Here is a 20,067-nt window from a genome sequence, read left to right on the forward strand (position 1 = left end):
ATTTTTTTATATTTGTAGAGAACAATGTTTTATCCCTTACCTCGAAAAATCCAGTTAGCTACAAGTACTTCAAATTGGTCAATTGAGTCTACGCAAAGTATATTGTTATTGGTTGGGTTAGATGAGCTTAAAGCACGACTAGATTGGTCTGAGCAACCATTGGCAAACCATTTGGAGCTGTTGAGTAAGCGTGCTCAATCACTCGAGATTCCAGTTATTTTTATTGAGACATCTCAACTTCAACAAACCATGTTGGAGCTTGGTCAGCGTTTGTCATCAAATACTAAAGCCCAAGTTATGATGGCAGGTGATTTGTCGCCTCTGTTTAAACAAGTCATGCAGCTTGTTTTATCAATTACAGATCAGGTCAGTATTGTAAATGATGCAATCTTGGCGAGTAGCTTAGAGCAGCATATCCAATGGGTTGAAAAGATCAGTTTTGACTCCATTCAACATGTAAACACAAAGACTTTAATACGCTTATGGTCTTTAAGTGCGCCATCTTCCTATATCTTGTCAGATAAAGGAATTTTATTGGCAATTGCTGAACAGGTGGGGCGACATCCTATGGAGATCCATCCTGAAATTGATTTAAGAAACTACGGACTAGATCAGTCTGCTGTGAATTATCTGGTCGATCTATGGCGTGCAAATGGTGCAAGCTTAAGTGCAGAAGAGTTAATGCAAGCACCGACATTGCAGCATATTATGCAGTTATTGAAGTCTTGACTGACGATACACCTCAAGTGATCCATAATATTTGCAAATTCTGCTGTTAATTTACCCGAACGGCATTGTAATTCGGACGTAAGCTTTTTATTATTGCCCGCTTGTTTTTCATCTTACCTTGGGAATACAACTTTGAGTGATTTTCTAAGTGAACATCTGATCTATCGTGATGATGATTTTATGGTGATTCATAAACCTTCGGACATTTTGAGTGTTCCTGGTAAGGGTGATTTACATGATAGCGTTTTGACAAGGTTGGTTGCGATTGAACCTAAAACCTTGCTCATTCATCGTCTAGACCGAGATACTTCAGGTATTTTAGTATTTGGTTTATCGAAGCGCGGTCAAAGTGCAATTGCACGTCAATTTCAAGATCGTCAGACTTCAAAAATATATGAAGCGCTTGTCGCAGGTCATTTAGAGGGTGAAGGGACTGTAGATATTCCTGTCATCTATGACCCAAGTCGACCGCCTTTACATATTGTCGACGCTTCTCACAACAAACCTGCTTTAACACATTGGCAGGCAATAGAACATTTTCAAATTCAGGGACAGCCTGTAACTCGTGTGAAATTAACACCAATTACGGGTCGATCCCATCAACTCCGTGTACACATGCAATATCTTGGACATCCAATTGTAGGTGACACGCTGTATGCAACACCGGAGCAGCAACTTGTTCCGCGTTTATGTTTGCATGCCAAACAGTTAAGTTTTAATCATCCTGTCACAGCAGAAACATTAACTTTTGACTGTCCTGTACCGTTTTAATGTAAAAACTTTTGATGAGTAATTTTTTGTAGCAAAGCGATTTAATTGTTTTTTGCTTCAAAATTTTGCTTTAAAGACTACATAAAAAGATGCAAAAATAAGCTAATTTGCATCGTACAATATGTAGTGCGAACTTGAGAGAAAGGTGGAAAAATTGCAGCAGTATGCTATTGGTCAACGTTGGCTATCAGACACAGAAACTGAGCTCGGTTTAGGTGTTCTTATTGATGTAGATGAAAGATCTGTCAGCATTTTATTCCCCAAAAGTGATGAGACACGTGTCTATGCACGTAATAATGCTCCACTATCTCGTATCATCTTCAATACGAATGATGAAGTTCAAGATCAAGAAGGTCAGAAGTGGATCGTTGAGTCGATTGAAGATCGTCATGGTGTTTTACGTTACAACGTCGTTCGTACTTTAGAAAGTGGTGAGCAAGAGCGTAAAGCGTTAAATGAAACGCGTATTGGTGCGCAAATTCAGTTGTCAAAACCTTTAGATCGTTTACTTGCAAGTCAAGTTGATTATAAAGAGTGGTATGACCTGCGTATTGAAGCGATGTTGATGCAAGCGCAAATGCAGAATAGCCCTCTACGTGGTATGGTCGGTGCACGCGTTGGCTTGATCCCTCATCAGCTTTATATCGCACATGAAGTTGGTAAACGTTTTGCACCTCGTGTTTTACTTGCCGATGAAGTAGGTTTAGGTAAAACAATTGAAGCTGGTTTAATTATCCACCAACAGCTTAAAACAGGACGTTCAGAACGAATTCTTATTTTAGTCCCTGATTCTCTTCAGTATCAGTGGATGATTGAAATGCGTCGCCGTTTTAACTTGCAATTCTCTCTATTTGATTTAACGCGTACAGCATCTATTAAAGAACATGATCCAGAGCTTAACCCGTTCTTGACTGAGCAATGCATTATTGCCAGTGTTGACTTAATGGTTGACCATGATGATTTGCGTGAGCAAGCCATAGAAGCTGGTTTTGATTTGCTTGTGGTTGATGAAGCACATCATTTGATGTGGAGCGAAGAAGAAGGCGGTAATGATCGCTACGATTTAATTGAAGAGTTAGCTGAAAATACGGCAGGAGTATTATTACTCACTGCAACACCTGAACAATTAGGCGTAGAAAGCCATTTCGCTCGCTTACGTTTACTTGATCCACAACGTTTTAGTAGTTTAGAGCGTTTCTTAGATGAAGAAACTCAGTACCAGCAGACTGCAAAAATTGCTGAAGTGCTCATGTCGGATCAAGCTTTAACGCCAGAGCATTTATCAGCTTTAGAAGGTTTATTAGGTCACAGTATTGAAGACCAGCCTGAACAACGCTTTAGAGCAATTCACGAATTATTAGACCGTCACGGAACTGGACGTATTTTATTCCGTAATACACGTGAAGCGATTCAGGGCTTCCCAGGTCGTGATTGTCAACCAGCACCGTTACCAGCACCAGAAGATTGGTCAAAAGATGGCAAACTGCGTGAGCAGATGTGGCCTGAAGAAGCGCAAATTGATGGTTCATGGATGCAAAATGATCCACGTGTGCCATGGTTAATGGAAGTTTTACGTAAAGATCTTAAGCATAAAAAAGTGCTTTTAATCGCGCGTAGCGGACCAGTGGTTGAGTCTTTAGAAAATGTGTTGCGCTTACATGCAGGTATTCGTACGGCAATGTTCCATGAAGGCATGAGCTTACTTGAACGTGACCAAGCTGCTGCTTATTTTGCTGAGGAAAGCTATGGCGCACAGATTCTACTGTGTTCGGAAATTGGTTCGGAAGGCCGTAATTTCCAATTCGCTAGTGATCTAATTTTATTTGATTTACCAGCTAACCCAGATGTTTTAGAGCAGCGTATTGGGCGTCTAGACCGTATCGGTCAAGAAAACCGTATTCAGATTCATGTGCCATATCTTGTGGGAACAGCTCAAGAACGTATGTTCCGTTGGTATAACGAAGCACTTAATATTTTCAGCAATATTTCTCCAACAGCGCAAACGCTACAAGAGAACTTTATTGTTGAATTAAAAGACTGTTTACTTGCAGACCAAGGTCAAACATTTGAAGATTTGCTTGAAGAAGTAAATGTTCAACGTCAAGCTTTGGAAGCTGAACTTCAAGCTGGTCGAGATCGTTTACTTGAATATAATTCATGTCGTCCTATTGTGGCACAAGAAATTGTTCAGGCACTTGAAGACTATGATGACAATACAACACTACCAATGTTTGTGAAGCGTTTCATGTCATCAACCAATATCGACTTTGATGAGCAAAGTAATGGTACGGTGATTATTAAACCGACTGACCAAATGCAAGTGCAAGGTTTAGCTTTAGACGAAGAGGGGATGACAGCAACCTTCTATCGCGATCAAGCTCAGCTTCGTGAAGATGCTCAATATTTAACTTTAGAGCATCCATTTATTGAAAGTGTTATGGAAATGATCCGTACACAATCATTTGGTAGTACCAATGTTGCTGTGCTCAAATCGAATGCGTTAAAGCAGGGTTCGGTATTAATTGAAGTCTGGTTCAAAGTAGATGTTGTTGCACCGAAGTCACTGAATTTACCATCGAGCTTACCTAAGCAGCTTATTCGTGTATTGTTAAGTGAAAATGGTCAAGATTTGTCTGAAAAAATTGATCCGACAATCTTGAAACCGTATTTACATCACTTAGATGGCAATAGCTGTCGTCAGGTGGTTAAGGCTCGTCGTGATATCATTGAGCAGCGCTATAAACAAGCGTTAGAGATTGCGAAAGTTGATTTACCTCAGCTTCAACAGCAAGCAAAAGAACACTATGGTAATAAATGGCAATATGAAATTGACCGTTTAACTTACTTAAAACAGTTCAACCCAAGTATTCGCCAAGATGAAATTGACCGTTTACAAAAACTGCAAAAAGAAGGGCTCGGCTTGCTTGATGGTTTAACTGTTACACCAGAAGCAATTCAAGTATTAGTTGTGGTTAAGCCATAATCAACTCAAATAAAAAAAGCGCCAATAAGGCGCTTTTTTTATACATCGATTTTAAATTAGATAAGACCAGCATCTTTTAGTTCTAATTTTAAATATGCATAGAAAATTGGAGCTGCGATTAAACCACCTAAGCCAAAAATTGACTCACAGATTAACATTGCCAATAAAATCTCCCACGCACTTGCATTGATTTTATGCCCAATAATTTTAGCATTAATAAAATATTCAAGTTTATGAACCATAACGAGATAAAGTAATGCAACGCTTGCGAGTCCTAGAGAAATTGTAAGAGCGGCAATAAACGTTAAAGTATTTGAAATTAGATTACCTAAAATTGGAATAAGCCCAAACATAAAGGTCAAAATAGTAAGTGTTTTGGCAAATGGAAGGTGAGTTCCCCAAAGCGGTAATAAAATAAAGGCGAATAAAATAAAGAGTAGAGTATTAATTGCTGAAATTTTTATTTGTGCAAAAACCACATTCTTAAATGAAATTGATAATTTTTGAATACGTTGGATAAGTAGGGACTTAAAAACAGGTTGAGGCGTACGGCGGTGAAAACCATGTATCGCGACTAAAATACCAATAATTAAACCCATGACCATAGTTACGAAGTTATGCAAGATATCGGAACTGGTATTTTTTAATGTGGTCACGTTATCTTTCATGAAAGCAAAGATTTCGTCTTTTAGATCTGTCACGCTATCAGGAATATAACCCGGAAGATATTTTCCGATCTCTGCTTGTAAATGTAGGAGTGTTTGGTCAACTTTGCTATTAATACTATGTAATCCGACACCTTTTAGATCATATACAACAAAACTAATCAGGCTCGTAATGAAAAAACCAAGAAGCGAAATGGTAACAATACTAAGTAAAATACTAATAAAAATACGAGCTCTTTGGCCGTCAATATAACGTTCTACCACCGAACTTAAGCTAATAATAATTTCATAAATGAGAAAGCCTGCAAAAAAACTTGCTAATAGATGTAATGGGATAACCGAAAGCAAAAAGATGCCCATAAGAATGTAGCTTGCAATCAGACTTTGACGATTATTCAAATTTTGCATGTGGATCCCTGAGATCGTTGGGAATATAGGAGAAAGAGCAAATGAAGTGATTATTTATACTCTCGCGAGCTTTTAGCTTCAATCAATGAATTATATTTTTATTGGAAAATAGAGGAGTTAGATGTAAAAATGGCCTGTTAATCAACAAGCCATCTCTAAGATAATTTTAGCGAATTTTTGCTTCATCCAGATGACGTGCGCCTTCTAAAATCATTCGAATCATAATCATGGTCTGTTCAGCAACTTCTGTACGTTGATTGATCGGAAGATCAATGACTTTGGCACCCATGTGAAACACAAGTTGAGTAATTGCTTTTGCAACAAGGTCTGGATGATACAGATGATTGTTATTTAGGCGTTCAAGACGAATTAAATCTTCTTGCAACTCTTGCTGAAAAAAGTTGAGCTGGCGGTCTACAGCAGCTTTATAGGAAGCGGAACCTGTAAAACTTTCACGTAGTAATAAACTTAAATTACCTTCATCTGCATCGAGCTGTTGAAGAAAAATATCGACAGAACTACGAATAATACTTTCTTGTAAGGAAGCACGTAGGCGAGCTTGACGGATAATTTTACGTAAAACGATACCTGCACGGTCAATTAAAGAAATTGCTAATTCATCAATATCTTTAAAGTGTCGATAGAAACTATTTGGTGCAATTCCTGCTTCTCGAGCTACTTCACGTAAACTCAATGAAGCAATACTTTTTTGCGGACCAATAAGGTTTAAAGCGGCCTGAAAAAGTTCTTCTTTAGTAATTGTCGCTTTTCTTCCAACAGAACGCGTAGCTGTTTTAATTTCAATGACATCTTGTTGAAGAGGTGTGTCATTCATGTTCTGAGAAAGTGAAGATTGGGTCATGCTGTTCAATATATTTGTAAACTCTCAGGATTATAGCCTTAGAAGCTGAACTTGTGAAATTGTAATTAAAAGTACGGGTGTATATACAAATATATATACATGTGTATAATAATTAAAAAAGAGCGACAGAGCCTTCAGTTATGCAAGCAATCGAAAAGAGAAATTCTCTATTCAATTCATTGACACAAGCCATCTTTGATAAAGAAATGGCGAATTTCTGGCTACAAAAAGTTAATCCTTTATGGTCCGTAAAACATGGCCTTGTTCAAATTGTAAAAAAAGAATTTGTCGCTCATGACATGGTGAGCTTGACGCTAAAATGCAATCGCTTAGTAAAAATGGGCGTTGCAGGCCAGCATCATCCTGTGATTGTAGAAATTGCTGGTCGTCGCTATGAACGTACGTATAGTTTGACGCAAATTGATGCGCAGCACTTACGTTTAACAGTTAAAAAAGTTGCGGATGGTATTGTCAGTAACTGGTTTATTGCTGAAAGCCAAATTGGCGATGTTTTTGAGCTTGGTCGACCTTATGGCGACATGCAACAAAATATCAAAACACCGAATTTAATTATGTTGGCTGCGGGGAGTGGTATTACCCCAATGTTGAGCCTAATTACTGCGATTAAGCAAAGTCAGCAGTTAGATAAAGTTCAAGTACAGCTTTTATATTGGGTAAAGCAACGCTCAGATGCAGCTTTTGTTGAATACTTTGAAAAAGTTGCACAGCAATATCCGAATTTTAGTTATCAGGTTTTCTATACCCAAGAGACCCCAAATGATGAGCGTTTAAATGCAGAGCATTTAGCATTAGTAGACGATTTGGAAAATAGCACCATATATGCATGTGGACCTTCTGGCTTTGTGGCGACAGTTGAGCAACTTTTTGAAAAAGCTCCAGCCGTTTTAACAGAAGCATTTAGCTTAACAAATGAAAGCTCTGCTGATGATATTGGTTATGTGAATGTCACATTAACCCAGTCTAATAAGGTAATTGCAATTCCTAAAGGCCAATCAATTTTGGTCAGCCTCGAACATGAAGGCCTTAAACCGACTCATGGCTGTCGTATGGGAATTTGTAATAAATGTGTTTGTAATAAATCACAAGGTTCAACACGTAATTTACTCAACGGCAGTGAAAACACTGAACCAAGCCAATTACTCAAAATTTGTGTGAACTCCGCACAATCCGATCTAGTTATTGATCTTTAAGAGAGAACTCTTATGAATATGCCAGTGAAAGTCGAATATTTTAAAAATCCTAAAAATCGTGATTTGACTCCAGCAGAACTTGAAGCATTTGCAAAAGAGCTCGATCAGATCAAACAAGAAGTATTGGATGATTTGGGCGAGAAAGATGCTAAATATATCCGTCGTGTTTATGCCGCGATTCGTTATAGTAGCTTTTTAGGCCGAGCATGTTTGTTTGCAGGTTGGTTCCCACCAGCGTGGATTTTAGGAACAGGCCTATTAGGCTTCTCTAAAATCATGGAAAACATGGAACTCGGTCATAACGTGATGCACGGTCAATATGACTGGATGAACGATCCTAAATTTAATGGTCAAACTTACGAGTGGGATACTGTCGGTACTTCTGATAACTGGCGTCAAACTCATAACTATAAACATCACACTTATACCAATATTAAAGGTATTGATGATGACATTGGTTACGGTTTACTTCGTCTATTTCCAGAGCAACGCTGGAAACCGGGTTTCTTACTTCAACCTGTTTATAGCATTCCATTTTGTTTGTTGTTCCAATGGGGCGTAGCCATTCAAAATCTTGAAATTGGACGTGTTCTTTATAAACGTAAGAGCATGGCAAAATTCTTGGAAGAGTTAAAACCTGTTAATAAAAAGATTGGTACGCAACTTTTTAAAGACTACGTTTTCTTTCCTTTAATTGCAGGTCCTGCAGCTTTACCTGTTTTCACTGGTAACCTAGTTGCAAATGGTCTTCGTAATATCTGGACATTTACGATTATTTTCTGTGGTCACTTCACAAAAGATGCAGAAGTATTTCCAAAGTCTGTTTTACAGGATGAAAGTCGTGGTCACTGGTATATGCGCCAGATTCGTGGTTCTTCTAACCTAAAAGGTTCAGAAGCATTACATATTTTAAGCGGACATTTGAGTCATCAGATTGAGCACCATTTGTTCCCTGATATTCCGGCGCGTCGTTATCGCCAAATGGCTCCAAAAGTTGAAGCTGTATGTAAAAAATATGGTCTAAATTATAACAATGCGAGTCTGGCTAAACAGTTTGGACAGGTGGTAGGCCGTATCTTTAAATATGCTTTACCGTTTAAAAAATAAGTCAAAAAAGCCCTGATCAGTTCAGGGCTTTTTATTATTTCTTTTTAGAAATCCACATGGTAATCGTAGCTTGAAAAACTTTATCTTTTTGAGCGTCATGGACTTCTACATTTACTAAATATTCGCCAGCTTTATCCCAGTCATAATTTTTTTCTACAGGCGTTGCAATTGCAATTAGGTCTGTTTCTGCCTTTTTTAAATATTCGACCGTCATGCCCTTGGGGATCCAGCGGTGTGTAGAAGGTACAGTAACTTCTGTCATTGTTCCACCTGCCAGTTCTGCCATATTACACATCGCAATCGCATGTACTGTTCCAATGTGATTGAGTACTGAGCGTTTTTTCTTAATAGATATTTCGCAATAGTTGGGTTTTAACTCGCTAAAGAGCGGGGAAATACTTCCAAAATAAGGGGCTTTCAAACATAGCATACGTGAGAAAGTCCATTTTCCTTTCGGAAAACTAGACACTTTGTTCCAAAGTTCTAAAGTGGTTGCCATGATTTAAGGCTCCATATAATAAAAACAGAATTATGTTCTGTTAAAGAATATAATTCTGTTTACAAAAATGAGTCAAGTCATTCAGAATATCTCCGATAACTGGTTAAGGAATAAATGATGCAATCTGCACAAGCGTTATTGGAGCGGTTATATCCAGGCAGAAGGGCTGCTTTAAAAAGACAGATTTTAATAGATGCCTTGTTTTGTTTTTTAGAAAATGGAATTGAAACCACAAGCATTGAAATGATTCGTTCAAAATCCGACAGTAGTGTAGGGGCTATTTATCATCACTTTAAAAACAAAGAAGGTATTGTTGCGACTTTATTTTTTGCAGCTCTAGATGATCAAGCAGCCTTAAGAGATGACTATCTTGAGTGCACAAAATCGCTTAAAGAAGTTTTATATGCTTTTATCCATAGCTATGTTGATTGGGTAAGTGAACAGCCAGAGTTTGCTAAATTTTTAATCTCTGCTCGTTTTAATGTGATGCAGGGGGGTGAAGACCAAGAACGTCTCGCCCAGAAAAATAAATTAAGAAATCAAAAAATTTTTAATGCAATTTCAAATTATGCTGAATCTGACTTTTTAAAATCTATACCGCATGAGCTATTACTTTCACTTGTGATCGGGTCTACAGAAAATTATTGCCGTGCATGGTTATCTCAAAAAGTTCCTTCAAACCCTAAAGTTTATAAAGATATTTTGGCAAAAGCTGCGTGGGATTCTTTGCAAAATTTGAGTTAAATATCTTTATCACTCGATAAAAAAAGCCGCATCGTTCATGCGGCTTTTTTAGAGATAGAAATTATTTAAACTGAATGGAACCGTTTGCATTTACAGTAATTTTAGACTCACCAGCTGCCATGTCTTGAGCTGGTGCAGCTTCGGCCATAGCGAATTTAGCCATGCTGGCACGCATTACAGGTTGTGGGAAATAATTGTTGGTATTCAAGTTTAGAGTAACCAAGGTATATTGGTTTTTATTCCATGCTTGGGTCAACATTTGAGCACGTTGTTGGAAGTTTTTAGATGCTTCTACCATCAACTCATTCTCAACCTTTTTACGTTGTTCATCAGAAACCGTAAAATTAATCGATTGTGTTTGGAAGTTTTGCTGTAATTCGTTTACTAGCTGGCTAGCAGCTTTAAAGTCTTTACTTTCAAGACGGATTTCAGCGCGACCGCGCCATTCTTTTAGCTTATTGCTATCGTTATCGTAAATTGGATAAGTGCTTTGAGCACCGGTTTCCACTTTGACTTGAGGATATTTACGAGAAACGCTAAGCGCCTGATTCATCAATTGATTAATTTGATTTGAAAGCTCGGCTGGTTGTTTATTACTTTTTTCAATATATAAAGTTGCATGCATTTCATCATTAGAAACTTGGCGAGAAGCTTCAGCTTGTACATTCACAATATTGTAGTTCAAAGCATTATCATCCTGAGCAAAAACTAAAGGGCTAAGGAGGGAACCTAAAAGAAGGGTAGAGAGGGCTAAAGTACGCATAAATTTTTCCTTTAAAAATTAATATAAATTTAATTTTTTTCATTAAGAAATGTTAAACATAACTTATGCATAACTTTTGCAGATTTTGTGGCGTATTTGTAATATTAAAATCTGGTTTTTTTAAATTTTGGTAAATATAAAGTCTTTAAAAATTAAAAACTTAAAATTAAAATGTTTTAATGTAACTTAAAAAATCAAAGTAATATAAAAAAAGAATATTTTCTTTAGGTTGTCACATAGTATGATGATAATTCATCATAACTATTGGGATGATACATTTTTTCAATAAGATTAGATGAGTAAAGTACATAAAAGACGTTTTTTTTCTTGTAAAATTAGGTATCATCGCGCTCCTAGTTACAAGATATAAAATAAGTGTCTTTGCTAGTTCTATAAAGCACCGAGTCAAAGGACCAATCGTCACCAGACTTATTTCTTTCTACCCCTATCAGAGATGGTAATCCGATATGAGCGTTACTTCCGTTAACCCTGCCACTAATGCTACTAACGAATATTATTTGACTCGCCAAAGTCAAATGGAATCAAATGTTCGTAGCTATCCACGTAAATTACCGTTAGCGATAGCGAAAGCACAAGGATGCTGGGTTACTGATGTTGAAGGTACACAATACCTTGATTGTTTAGCTGGGGCAGGTACATTGGCTTTAGGTCATAATCATCCTGCGGTGATTCAAAGTATTCAAGATACATTGGCAAGTGGTTTGCCATTGCATACTTTAGACTTAACCACACCTTTAAAAGATGCATTCACTGAAGCATTGTTAGCATATTTACCTGGTGGTAAAGAAGAATATTGCTTGCAGTTCTGTGGTCCTGCTGGTGCAGACGCAACTGAAGCAGCAATCAAACTTGCTAAAACTTACACTGGCCGTAGTTCAGTGATCAGTTTTTCTGGCGGTTATCATGGTATGACCCATGGTGCACTTGCTATGACTGGTAACTTAAGTGCAAAAAATGCAGTTAATGGTTTAATGCCAGGCGTACAATTCATGCCGTATCCGCATGAATACCGCTGCCCACTTGGTTTAGGTGGTGAAGCAGGTGTTGACGCTTTAACTTACTACTTTGAAAACTTTATTGAAGATGTAGAAAGCGGTGTAACAAAACCGGCTGCTGTTATTCTTGAAGCGATTCAAGGTGAAGGCGGCGTAGTTACAGCTCCAGTAAAATGGTTGCAAAAAATCCGTGAAGTGACTGAAAAGCACAACATCGTTTTAATTTTAGACGAAGTTCAAGCTGGCTTTGCACGTTCAGGCAAAATGTTTGCATTTGAACATGCAGGTATTGAACCTGATGTTGTTGTAATGTCTAAAGCAGTAGGTGGTGGTTTACCACTTGCAGTATTAGGTATTAAACGTAAATTCGATGCTTGGCAGCCTGCTGGCCACACGGGTACTTTCCGTGGTAACCAACTTGCTATGGGTACTGGTCTTGTCGTATTAAAAACGATTAGCGAACAAAATCTTGCTCAAAATGCGCAAGAGCGTGGTGACTTCTTACAAGCTGAATTTAAAAAATTAGCTCAAGAATTCCCATGTATCGGTAACGTACGTGGTCGCGGTTTAATGATCGGTGTTGAGATCGTGGACGAGCGTAAACCAGCTGATCGTATTGGTTCGCATCCTGCCGACTCACAATTAGCTGCTGCAATTCAAACTGCTTGTTTCAACAATAAATTATTGCTTGAAAAAGGTGGTCGTAACGGTACAGTAATTCGTTTACTTTGCCCGCTAATCATCACTCAAGACGAGTGTGTTGAAGTAGTTGCTCGCTTTAAGAAAGCAATTGCAGAAGCATTGGTTGCAGTACGAGGCGCATAAGTATGGTGGATTTTGCAGAACATCGTAAAGCGTTACTCTGCAATGATGCACAATCCATTGCTGACTATGAGTCAGCAATGGGCGAAGCGGTAAAAGCCGTTTCAGCATGGTTGCAAAATGAAAAGATGTACACTGGCGGTAGCATTAAAGAATTGCGTTCAGCAATTTCTTTCCAACCTTCAAAAGAAGGTATGGGTGTACAAGAATCTCTTCAACGTATGATTGAGCTTTTCTTGAATAAAAGCTTGAAAGTACATCATCCACATTCATTAGCACATTTACACTGCCCAACCATGGTGATGAGCCAGATCGCGGAAGTGTTAATCAATGCAACTAACCAATCTATGGACTCATGGGATCAAAGCCCTGCAGGTTCATTAATGGAAGTTCAGCTCATTGATTGGTTGCGTCAAAAAGTAGGTTATGGTTCTGGTCAGGCTGGTGTTTTCACTTCTGGCGGTACTCAATCTAACTTAATGGGTGTGTTACTTGCTCGTGACTGGTGTATCTCGAAAAACTGGAAAGACGAAAACGGTAATCCGTGGTCTGTACAGCGTGATGGTATTCCAGCTGAAGCAATGAAAAACGTCAAAGTTATTTGTTCTGAAAATGCGCATTTCTCTGTGCAAAAGAACATGGCAATGATGGGTATGGGCTTCCAGTCAGTTGTGACTGTTCCTGTGAATGAAAATGCACAGATGGATGTAGATGCTCTCGAAAAAACGATGGCGCATCTTCAGTCTGAAGGTAAAGTTGTTGCTTGTGTTGTTGCTACAGCAGGTACTACTGATGCCGGTGCAATTGATCCATTGAAGAAAATCCGTGAAATTACCAATAAGTATGGTTCATGGATGCACATCGATGCGGCATGGGGCGGTGCATTAATTCTGTCAAATGACTACCGTGCAATGCTTGATGGTATTGAGTTGTCTGACTCGATTACCCTCGACTTCCATAAGCATTATTTCCAAAGCATTAGCTGTGGTGCGTTTTTGTTGAAAGATGAAGCGAACTATCGTTTCATGCACTACGAAGCTGAATACTTGAACTCTGCTTATGACGAAGAGCACGGTGTACCAAACCTTGTTTCTAAGTCATTACAAACGACTCGTCGTTTTGATGCATTGAAATTGTGGATGACAATTGAATCACTAGGTGAAGACCTTTACGGTTCAATGATTGACCATGGTGTAAAACTTACTCGTGAAGTTGCAGATTACATCAAGGCAACTGATGGTTTAGAGCTTTTAGTTGAGCCTCAGTTTGCTTCGGTATTGTTCCGCGTTGTGCCACAAGGCTACCCAGTTGAGTTTATCGATAGCTTGAACCAAAACGTAGCGGACGAATTGTTTGCACGTGGTGAAGCAAATATCGGTGTAACAAAAGTTGGTAATGTACAGTCATTGAAAATGACAACATTAAGTCCTGTTGTGACATTCGAAAATGTTAAAAATCTTTTAGGTCAAGTATTGGCTGAAGCTGACCGCATTAAAGATGCGATTGCCTCTGGTAACTATGTACCACCAATCGACTAATTGAGTTGATACCAAAAAAGGCCCGGTTTATTGCCGGGCTTTTTTTATTGCAGGTTGTTTTTATTTAAAATGTGTATGAAGAAAAGAATACATGCACAAATCATGCATATTTTCACAAAACAAAAATAATTATGCATGATTTATGGGGAGCAAATTTCTTATTGTATTGGTATGTCCCCAATATTTTTGGTCACATTGATATATCAATATCGTACTTACTTTAAATAATCCCGCTTTAACTGAAAAAAAGTAAGTGGCTGTAATTACAATTAAGACAAGGAAGAAGAAATGCAACAAGCGAATATGCTCAATGAATTTAAACTCATTATTGGCGGTCAACTTTGTTCAGGTGAGCAAGGCGAGCTAGAAATTCTTAACCCCGCAACAGGTTTAACTGCTGCACGTTGTGCAAAAGCTTCGGTTGAGCAAGTAAATCAGGCAGTGAGTGCAGCTAAACAAGCATCTAAAGCTTGGCAACAAGTTTCCCATGATGAACGTAAGTCGATCTTAAATAAGATTGCAGATGGCATTGAAAAGCACGCAGAAATACTTGCAGAGCTTGTTGTGCTTGAACAGGGTAAGCCACTCGCACTTGCACAAATGGAAGTGCAGGGCGCAATTGGCTGGACGCGTTACGCGGCTGTTATGGATTTACCTGTTGAAGTGATTGAAGACAGTGAAACCAAGCGTATTGAGCGCCATCGCCAACCATTAGGTGTAGTGGCTTCAATTACTCCTTGGAACTGGCCACTGATGATTGCGGTTTGGCATATCATGCCTGCATTGCGTGCGGGCAATGTGGTCATTAGCAAACCTTCTGAATACACACCACTCTCAACTTTGCGTTTATGTGAAATTATTCAACAAGAAGTTCCAGCAGGCGTGATCTCAATTGTGGTCGGTGCTGGTGAGATTGGTGAAGCATTATCTTCTCATCCAGATGTACAAAAAGTTGTGTTTACGGGGTCAACTCGAACAGGTCAGCACATCATGGCTGGTGCAGCTCAACAGTTAAAACACCTAACCTTAGAGCTTGGTGGTAATGACGCTGGTATTGTATTACCAGATGCAAATATAGATGAAATTGCAGCTAAGATTTTTAATATGGCATTCTTAAATGCAGGCCAAACATGTGCGGCATTAAAACGTTTATATGTCCATGAAAGCCAATATGAAGCTCTATCTCAAAAGTTAGCTGACATTGCCAACGCTCAAGTTGTGGGTGACGGAATGGAATCTTCTACAACATTTGGTCCTGTGCAAAATCAAATGCAATATAACAAGGTGAAAGCCCTTATTGCTGAAGCCATTGAACAAGGTGCAAAAGCACTTTCTGGTCAACAGCAGTTACCAGAGCAAGGCTACTTTATTGCACCCACTATTTTGACTGAAGTTTCTGACTCTTGCCGTGTGGTCCAAGAAGAACAATTTGGTCCTGTATTACCTGTTTTAAAATATACAGATATCAACGATGCTATTGCTCGTGCCAATGACAGTGAATTTGGTTTAGGTGGCTCAATTTGGTCGTCTGATATTAAAGCAGCTCAGACTTATGCTAGTCAGCTTCAATGCGGAACTGTTTGGATTAATACCCATGCGGAGGTTCTGCCTCATGCACCTTTTGGTGGCTGGAAAATGTCTGGCTTAGGTGCTGAGTTTGGTCTGGAAGGCTTGCTTGAAAATACGATTGGACAAACTGTCCATATTAGTAAAGTCTAAATATTCATTTTAAGGCGGATGATAGATCCGCCTTTTTATTTTCACTTTTAAGAGTGAAAACCTGAGCTGTTTATTGGGAGTGATGATAGCTCATGCTTTTAGGTTTGATTAAAAAATGATTCTGTTCTTTAATTTTTTTAAGAACAATGTAAGATTTTATATGACCAATAAAATTATAAGAAAGTAATCTTTCGGTCACAAATTGAGAGAGCTGTTCTAAGTTTTCTGCGACAACTTTTAAAATAAAATCAGCATCACCACTAATTGAAAAAGCATCTTGAATATTATCTTCAGCTTCAATCAGTTCTTGAAAAGCCTGCTGTGATTTTGCCTCGTGTGTCCTTAAATTAATGTGAATCATCGCTGTAACTTCCAGCCCTAGCGCTTGTTGCTGGATGCGTGCGGTGTAGCCTAAAATTATGCCTTTTTGCTCAAGTAGTTGCCTTCTTCTTGAACATTGCGAAGCTGATAAACCAATTAAATCTCCTATTTCCTGATTGGTGAGCCGTCCATTCTTTTGTAGTGCCTGAATGATTTGCCAGTCGAACTTATCCATTGCATAAAATCCTTTTATGATACACAAATCATGTATTTTTATTAAAATGCGTTTTCATTATGCACGAAATCTAAAAGATAGATGAAATATTATTTTTCTATGGAATAAAAATTGGTCTCAAAGGATATAGAGCAATGTTCATAGAAATCGGTGACTTTTTAAATCTTCGTTTAAAACAAATGGGTATCCAACATCTTTTTGGTGTACCTGGTGATTTTAACCTCTCATATCTAGAACAAGTTGAAGCAGACCCACAACTCGAATTTATTGGAAATTGTAATGAATTAAATGCTGCCTATGCAGCAGATGGTTATGCACGAATTAACGGTTTTTCTGCCTTGGCAACCACTTATGGTGTAGGTGACTTAAGTGCGATTAATGGCATCGCAGGTGCCTATGCAGAAAATGTACCTCTTATTCATATCTCTGGTATTCCGCCTTTACATGCAGTTCAAAAGGGCACTTTAATTCACCATACACTTGTCGATGGTAACTACGACAATATTATGAACTGTATGAAAGAGTTCACAGTTGCTCAAACACGTTTAACTCCTGCCAATGCAGCTTTTGAAATTGACCGTGTATTACGTCAGTGTTTCCTTGAACGCCGTCCTGTGCACATTCAACTACCAGGCGATATTACTCACGTTAAAATCGAAGTGTCTGAGCGTCCGCTCGACTTAAGCTATCCAGCTGTTGAACCTGAATTATTGCAAACTGTGGTGAGTAAACTTTGTGACATTATTGAGAATGCACAGAGTCCAGCGCTTTTGATTGATAATGAAGCTTCAGTTTTTGGTGTAACGTCACTTTTAAATGATTTATCTCAAAAATGCTCAATTCCATTTGCAGGTATGAATACTGCAAAAAATATTATGGATGAAGGCTCACCTCGTTACATCGGAACTTATGTAGGTGGAGCAAGCCAACCGCATGTGAAAAATATTATTGAACAATCTGACTGCTTAATTGGTGTTGGTGCACGCTTTACCGATGTTGGTTCGGCTGTATTTACTCATCAAATTGAAACCAAGAACTACATCGAAATTAAATCTTATGGCCTAAATATTTTTGGGCAGGATTTTCCGGGTATTGAGATTGGTCAGTTACTCGTTGAGCTAAATAAAAAAGTTGCACCACGTAAATCGACCACCCCTTTTCTTGAAAAACAACCACAGAAAGTGGTTGAAGCTCCAGCACAACAAAAGTTAAGCCAAGATGTGCTTTGGAATTACATTTCAGGGTTCTTAAAAGAAGATGATGTAATTATTGGTGAAGTGGGAACATCAAACTCTGCTTTGTCAGGAATAAAGCTTCCTGCTACAGCTAAATATATTGCTCAGCCGCTTTGGGGTTCTATTGGTTATACCTTGCCAGCTTTACTTGGTAGCTTGCTGGCAGCTCCTGAACGCCGTCAAATTTTATTTATTGGCGATGGTTCTTTCCAGCTTACGGTACAAGAGCTTTCTACGATTATTCGTCATGGTTTAAAGCCAATCATTTTCTTGCTGAACAATGGCGGTTACACCATTGAGCGCTTAATTATGGGTGAAAACGCAGCCTATAACGACGTGCAAAACTGGAAATACACTGAAATCCCAGCGGTATTTAACGGTAAAAAAGGCCATACAACTTATGTGGTTGAAACTGCAGGACAGCTGAAGAGCGTTTTAGATAACCTTCAGCAAAATGATCAGTTAACTTTTATTGAATTAAAACTACCAGCAATGGATGCGCCGGTAAGTTTGAAAAAATTTGCTTCTGTGATTGCTCGTTTTGACTACGGTGATCGCGGTTATGAAGTTTTAAAGGAGCGTTCCCAACCGATTAAATGTAAGGATGCAATCTCTTTTTAAATAGAAGACAGGACACGTCTTCTCAAAAATTAAATGGACTCACATTACAGCAAACTTATGTCCGAAGGTCGGTTTCTGGTCTTCGGATATGGTGCTGAATAAAGGTGTACAGGAAGTGACACCAACATTGGAGATAATGTTATGGATGCAAACAATAAGCACGAGTTAAAACAAGGCTTATCCAATCGGCATATTCAACTCATCGCACTCGGAGGGGCGATTGGAACAGGTTTATTCTTAGGTCTTTCTCAAACAATTAAACTGGCAGGTCCTTCAATCTTATTAGGATATGCAATTGCAGGTGTGATCGCTTTTTTAATCATGCGTCATTTAGGTGAAATGGTTGTTGAAGAACCAGTCAGTGGTTCTTTTAGTTATTTTGCGAACAAATACTGGGGCAAAATGGCTGGTTTTATGTCTGGCTGGAATTATTGGGTATTATATGTACTCGTCAGCATGGCTGAATTGAGTGCGATTGGGACGTTTATACAGTTTTGGTGGCCTGAAATTCCGACATGGCTAACTGCTTTATTTTTCTTTATTTTAATTAACGGCATTAACTTGGTAAATGTCCGCTTTTTTGGGGAATCCGAGTTCTTATTTTCCTGCATTAAAATTGTTGCGATTTTAAGCATGATTGGCTTTGGTGCTTATCTTTTACTTTCAGGTTCAGCAGGTCCGCAAGCAGGTATTGCAAATTTATGGCAACACGGTGGTTTCTTCCCGCACGGAATTCATGGTTTTGTCATGGCTCTGGCTGTCATTATGTTTGCATTTGGTGGCTTGGAATTAATTGGTATTGCTGCAGCGGAAACGAAGAAACCTGAAACGACTATTCCTAAAGCAGTCAATCAGATTGTGTACCGTATTTTAATTTTCTATATAGGTGCAATTGGTATTCTTTTATGTCTTTATCCATGGAATATGGTGGCAGAAGGTGGCAGTCCATTTGTCATGATTTTCCAGTCATTAAATAGTAACGGTGTTGCGAACGTTCTAAACTTTGTGGTCCTAATTGCTGCTATTTCGGTTTATAACAGTTGTATCTATTGTAATAGTCGTATGTTGCATGGTTTGGCAGAGCAGGGTAATGCTCCTGCAATTCTGAAAAAAGTAAACAGTCGTGGTATTCCCGTTCCAGCAGCAGTTGTTTCTGCATCTATTACAGCAATATGTGTAGTTGTGAATTATTTGATTCCTGGTCAAGCTTTTCAGCTCTTTATGATGTTAGTTGTCGCAGCGCTTGTTATTAACTGGCTTATGATTTCAGTGACTCATTTGAAATTTACTAAAGCGATGAAATTGCAAAAACGTCAAACTAAATTTCAAAGCATTCTTAGCCCATGGAGTAACTATTTAACCATTAGCTTTGTATGCTTTATTCTTATTATTATGGCATTAACGCCAGATATGAGATTAGCTGTTATTTTAGGTCCAATCTGGCTTGCTGTTTTAGCTGTAATGTATTTCTTAAAATATCGTAAAAAAATGGTTGTTCTGCCAGAAGTACAGTCGAATTAATCGTTTAAATTGACAATGATATTGCGGTTACCTGACTTAAGATGGGTAACCCTTTATCTTTTGTCATATTATTTTCATGTTACAAAGAAAATTATTTTTTCTAGAAATTTTTAATAATAATTTTAATGAAAGAAAATATTTAGATTATAAAAGCAAGAAAGACGTAAATTATCGGATTTTAATATATTTATAATATCTTCTGTTTTTATATTTTATGAAAAGTAAAATTTAATATTTTTAGTAAATGTCATAATATAGATTGATATAGAAAGTAAAATAACATCTATATTTAAAATA

16 protein-coding genes are annotated in these 20,067 nt (G+C 38.2%); 11 read left to right on the forward strand and 5 right to left on the reverse strand.

The window, feature by feature from the left end; all coding sequences use genetic code 11:
• Positions 1-24: 24 nt before the first annotated feature.
• The 3 genes from HLV59_RS04905 (at position 25) to rapA (ending at position 4,483) form a co-directional block, all read left to right on the forward strand.
• The gene (locus tag HLV59_RS04905) at positions 25-729 is read left to right on the forward strand and encodes a phosphopantetheine-binding protein (RefSeq protein ID WP_171429442.1); all 705 of its coding nucleotides are present in this window, start codon (positions 25-27) and stop codon (positions 727-729) included.
• Between the two features lie 132 nt (positions 730-861).
• Entirely contained in the window at positions 862-1,500 is a 639-nt protein-coding gene (locus tag HLV59_RS04910; protein ID WP_005307342.1) for an RluA family pseudouridine synthase, read from the forward strand.
• 145 nt (positions 1,501-1,645) lie between these two features.
• Positions 1,646-4,483, forward strand: a complete 2,838-nt coding sequence (rapA, locus tag HLV59_RS04915) for an RNA polymerase-associated protein RapA (protein ID WP_081173077.1) — start codon at positions 1,646-1,648, stop codon at positions 4,481-4,483.
• Positions 4,484-4,539: 56 nt separating this feature from the next.
• Here the strand turns inward: rapA and HLV59_RS04920 are convergent, their stop codons facing one another.
• Together HLV59_RS04920 and fabR are read right to left on the reverse strand one after the other, a co-directional pair.
• Positions 4,540-5,556, reverse strand: coding sequence for an AI-2E family transporter (locus tag HLV59_RS04920; protein WP_016146068.1), 1,017 nt, complete (start codon positions 5,554-5,556; stop codon positions 4,540-4,542).
• Between the two features lie 166 nt (positions 5,557-5,722).
• Entirely contained in the window at positions 5,723-6,418 is a 696-nt protein-coding gene (gene fabR, locus HLV59_RS04925; RefSeq protein ID WP_016146067.1) for an HTH-type transcriptional repressor FabR, read from the reverse strand.
• A 140-nt stretch (positions 6,419-6,558) separates the two neighbouring features.
• Between fabR and HLV59_RS04930 the strand changes: the two genes are divergently transcribed.
• Both HLV59_RS04930 and HLV59_RS04935 read left to right on the forward strand, forming a co-directional pair.
• Positions 6,559-7,629: a ferredoxin reductase gene (locus tag HLV59_RS04930; protein WP_016146066.1), complete on the forward strand. Its 1,071-nt coding sequence runs from the start codon at positions 6,559-6,561 to the stop codon at positions 7,627-7,629.
• A 12-nt stretch (positions 7,630-7,641) separates the two neighbouring features.
• On the forward strand, positions 7,642-8,736 hold the full coding sequence (locus tag HLV59_RS04935; protein WP_016146065.1) for a fatty acid desaturase family protein: 1,095 nt from the start codon (positions 7,642-7,644) through the stop codon (positions 8,734-8,736).
• Between the two features lie 34 nt (positions 8,737-8,770).
• On the opposite strand, the gene HLV59_RS04940 is transcribed toward HLV59_RS04935, so the two are convergent.
• The gene (locus HLV59_RS04940) at positions 8,771-9,235 is read right to left on the reverse strand and encodes a hotdog fold domain-containing protein (protein ID WP_031949011.1); all 465 of its coding nucleotides are present in this window, start codon (positions 9,233-9,235) and stop codon (positions 8,771-8,773) included.
• Positions 9,236-9,352: 117 nt separating this feature from the next.
• Here HLV59_RS04940 and HLV59_RS04945 point away from each other — a divergent pair, with 117 nt between their 5' ends.
• Entirely contained in the window at positions 9,353-9,979 is a 627-nt protein-coding gene (locus HLV59_RS04945; RefSeq protein ID WP_171430579.1) for a TetR/AcrR family transcriptional regulator, read from the forward strand.
• 61 nt (positions 9,980-10,040) lie between these two features.
• Here the strand turns inward: HLV59_RS04945 and HLV59_RS04950 are convergent, their stop codons facing one another.
• A complete protein-coding gene (locus HLV59_RS04950) occupies positions 10,041-10,742 on the reverse strand; it encodes an SIMPL domain-containing protein (protein WP_031949009.1) in 702 nt (233 codons plus the stop codon).
• Between the two features lie 467 nt (positions 10,743-11,209).
• Here HLV59_RS04950 and HLV59_RS04955 point away from each other — a divergent pair, with 467 nt between their 5' ends.
• The 3 genes from HLV59_RS04955 (at position 11,210) to HLV59_RS04965 (ending at position 15,837) form a co-directional block, all read left to right on the forward strand.
• Entirely contained in the window at positions 11,210-12,583 is a 1,374-nt protein-coding gene (locus HLV59_RS04955) for a diaminobutyrate--2-oxoglutarate transaminase (protein ID WP_002118718.1), read from the forward strand.
• A gap of 2 nt (positions 12,584-12,585) precedes the next feature.
• Positions 12,586-14,118 carry a pyridoxal phosphate-dependent decarboxylase family protein gene (locus tag HLV59_RS04960; protein ID WP_004790855.1) on the forward strand — a complete coding sequence of 511 codons (1,533 nt, stop codon included), beginning with the start codon at positions 12,586-12,588 and terminating at the stop codon, positions 14,116-14,118.
• 288 nt (positions 14,119-14,406) lie between these two features.
• Positions 14,407-15,837, forward strand: a complete 1,431-nt coding sequence (locus HLV59_RS04965) for an aldehyde dehydrogenase family protein (RefSeq protein ID WP_171429443.1) — start codon at positions 14,407-14,409, stop codon at positions 15,835-15,837.
• A 70-nt stretch (positions 15,838-15,907) separates the two neighbouring features.
• Here HLV59_RS04965 and HLV59_RS04970 read toward each other — a convergent pair whose 3' ends face one another.
• Complete coding sequence (locus HLV59_RS04970) at positions 15,908-16,393, reverse strand: Lrp/AsnC family transcriptional regulator (RefSeq protein WP_004700117.1); 486 nt, start codon at positions 16,391-16,393, stop codon at positions 15,908-15,910.
• Positions 16,394-16,527: 134 nt separating this feature from the next.
• Here HLV59_RS04970 and HLV59_RS04975 point away from each other — a divergent pair, with 134 nt between their 5' ends.
• Both HLV59_RS04975 and HLV59_RS04980 read left to right on the forward strand, forming a co-directional pair.
• The gene (locus HLV59_RS04975; RefSeq protein ID WP_171429444.1) at positions 16,528-18,249 is read left to right on the forward strand and encodes an alpha-keto acid decarboxylase family protein; all 1,722 of its coding nucleotides are present in this window, start codon (positions 16,528-16,530) and stop codon (positions 18,247-18,249) included.
• A gap of 141 nt (positions 18,250-18,390) precedes the next feature.
• Positions 18,391-19,770, forward strand: a complete 1,380-nt coding sequence (locus tag HLV59_RS04980) for an amino acid permease (protein ID WP_016146058.1) — start codon at positions 18,391-18,393, stop codon at positions 19,768-19,770.
• The last annotated feature ends 297 nt before the right edge of the window (positions 19,771-20,067 follow it).

The organism is Acinetobacter lactucae (assembly GCF_013122135.1).
GTDB lineage: Bacteria > Pseudomonadota > Gammaproteobacteria > Pseudomonadales > Moraxellaceae > Acinetobacter > Acinetobacter lactucae.

Coding starts and splice junctions, on each gene's coding strand:
- HLV59_RS04905 (WP_171429442.1), top strand. CDS start 25: ATGTTTTATCCCTTACCTCGAAAAATCCAGTTAGCTACAAGTACTTCA.
- HLV59_RS04920 (WP_016146068.1), bottom strand. CDS start 5,556: ATGCAAAATTTGAATAATCGTCAAAGTCTGATTGCAAGCTACATTCTT.
- fabR (WP_016146067.1), bottom strand. CDS start 6,418: ATGACCCAATCTTCACTTTCTCAGAACATGAATGACACACCTCTTCAA.
- HLV59_RS04930 (WP_016146066.1), top strand. CDS start 6,559: ATGCAAGCAATCGAAAAGAGAAATTCTCTATTCAATTCATTGACACAA.
- HLV59_RS04935 (WP_016146065.1), top strand. CDS start 7,642: ATGAATATGCCAGTGAAAGTCGAATATTTTAAAAATCCTAAAAATCGT.
- HLV59_RS04940 (WP_031949011.1), bottom strand. CDS start 9,235: ATGGCAACCACTTTAGAACTTTGGAACAAAGTGTCTAGTTTTCCGAAA.
- HLV59_RS04945 (WP_171430579.1), top strand. CDS start 9,353: ATGCAATCTGCACAAGCGTTATTGGAGCGGTTATATCCAGGCAGAAGG.
- HLV59_RS04950 (WP_031949009.1), bottom strand. CDS start 10,742: ATGCGTACTTTAGCCCTCTCTACCCTTCTTTTAGGTTCCCTCCTTAGC.
- HLV59_RS04955 (WP_002118718.1), top strand. CDS start 11,210: ATGAGCGTTACTTCCGTTAACCCTGCCACTAATGCTACTAACGAATAT.
- HLV59_RS04960 (WP_004790855.1), top strand. CDS start 12,586: ATGGTGGATTTTGCAGAACATCGTAAAGCGTTACTCTGCAATGATGCA.
- HLV59_RS04965 (WP_171429443.1), top strand. CDS start 14,407: ATGCAACAAGCGAATATGCTCAATGAATTTAAACTCATTATTGGCGGT.
- HLV59_RS04970 (WP_004700117.1), bottom strand. CDS start 16,393: ATGGATAAGTTCGACTGGCAAATCATTCAGGCACTACAAAAGAATGGA.
- HLV59_RS04975 (WP_171429444.1), top strand. CDS start 16,528: ATGTTCATAGAAATCGGTGACTTTTTAAATCTTCGTTTAAAACAAATG.
- HLV59_RS04980 (WP_016146058.1), top strand. CDS start 18,391: ATGGATGCAAACAATAAGCACGAGTTAAAACAAGGCTTATCCAATCGG.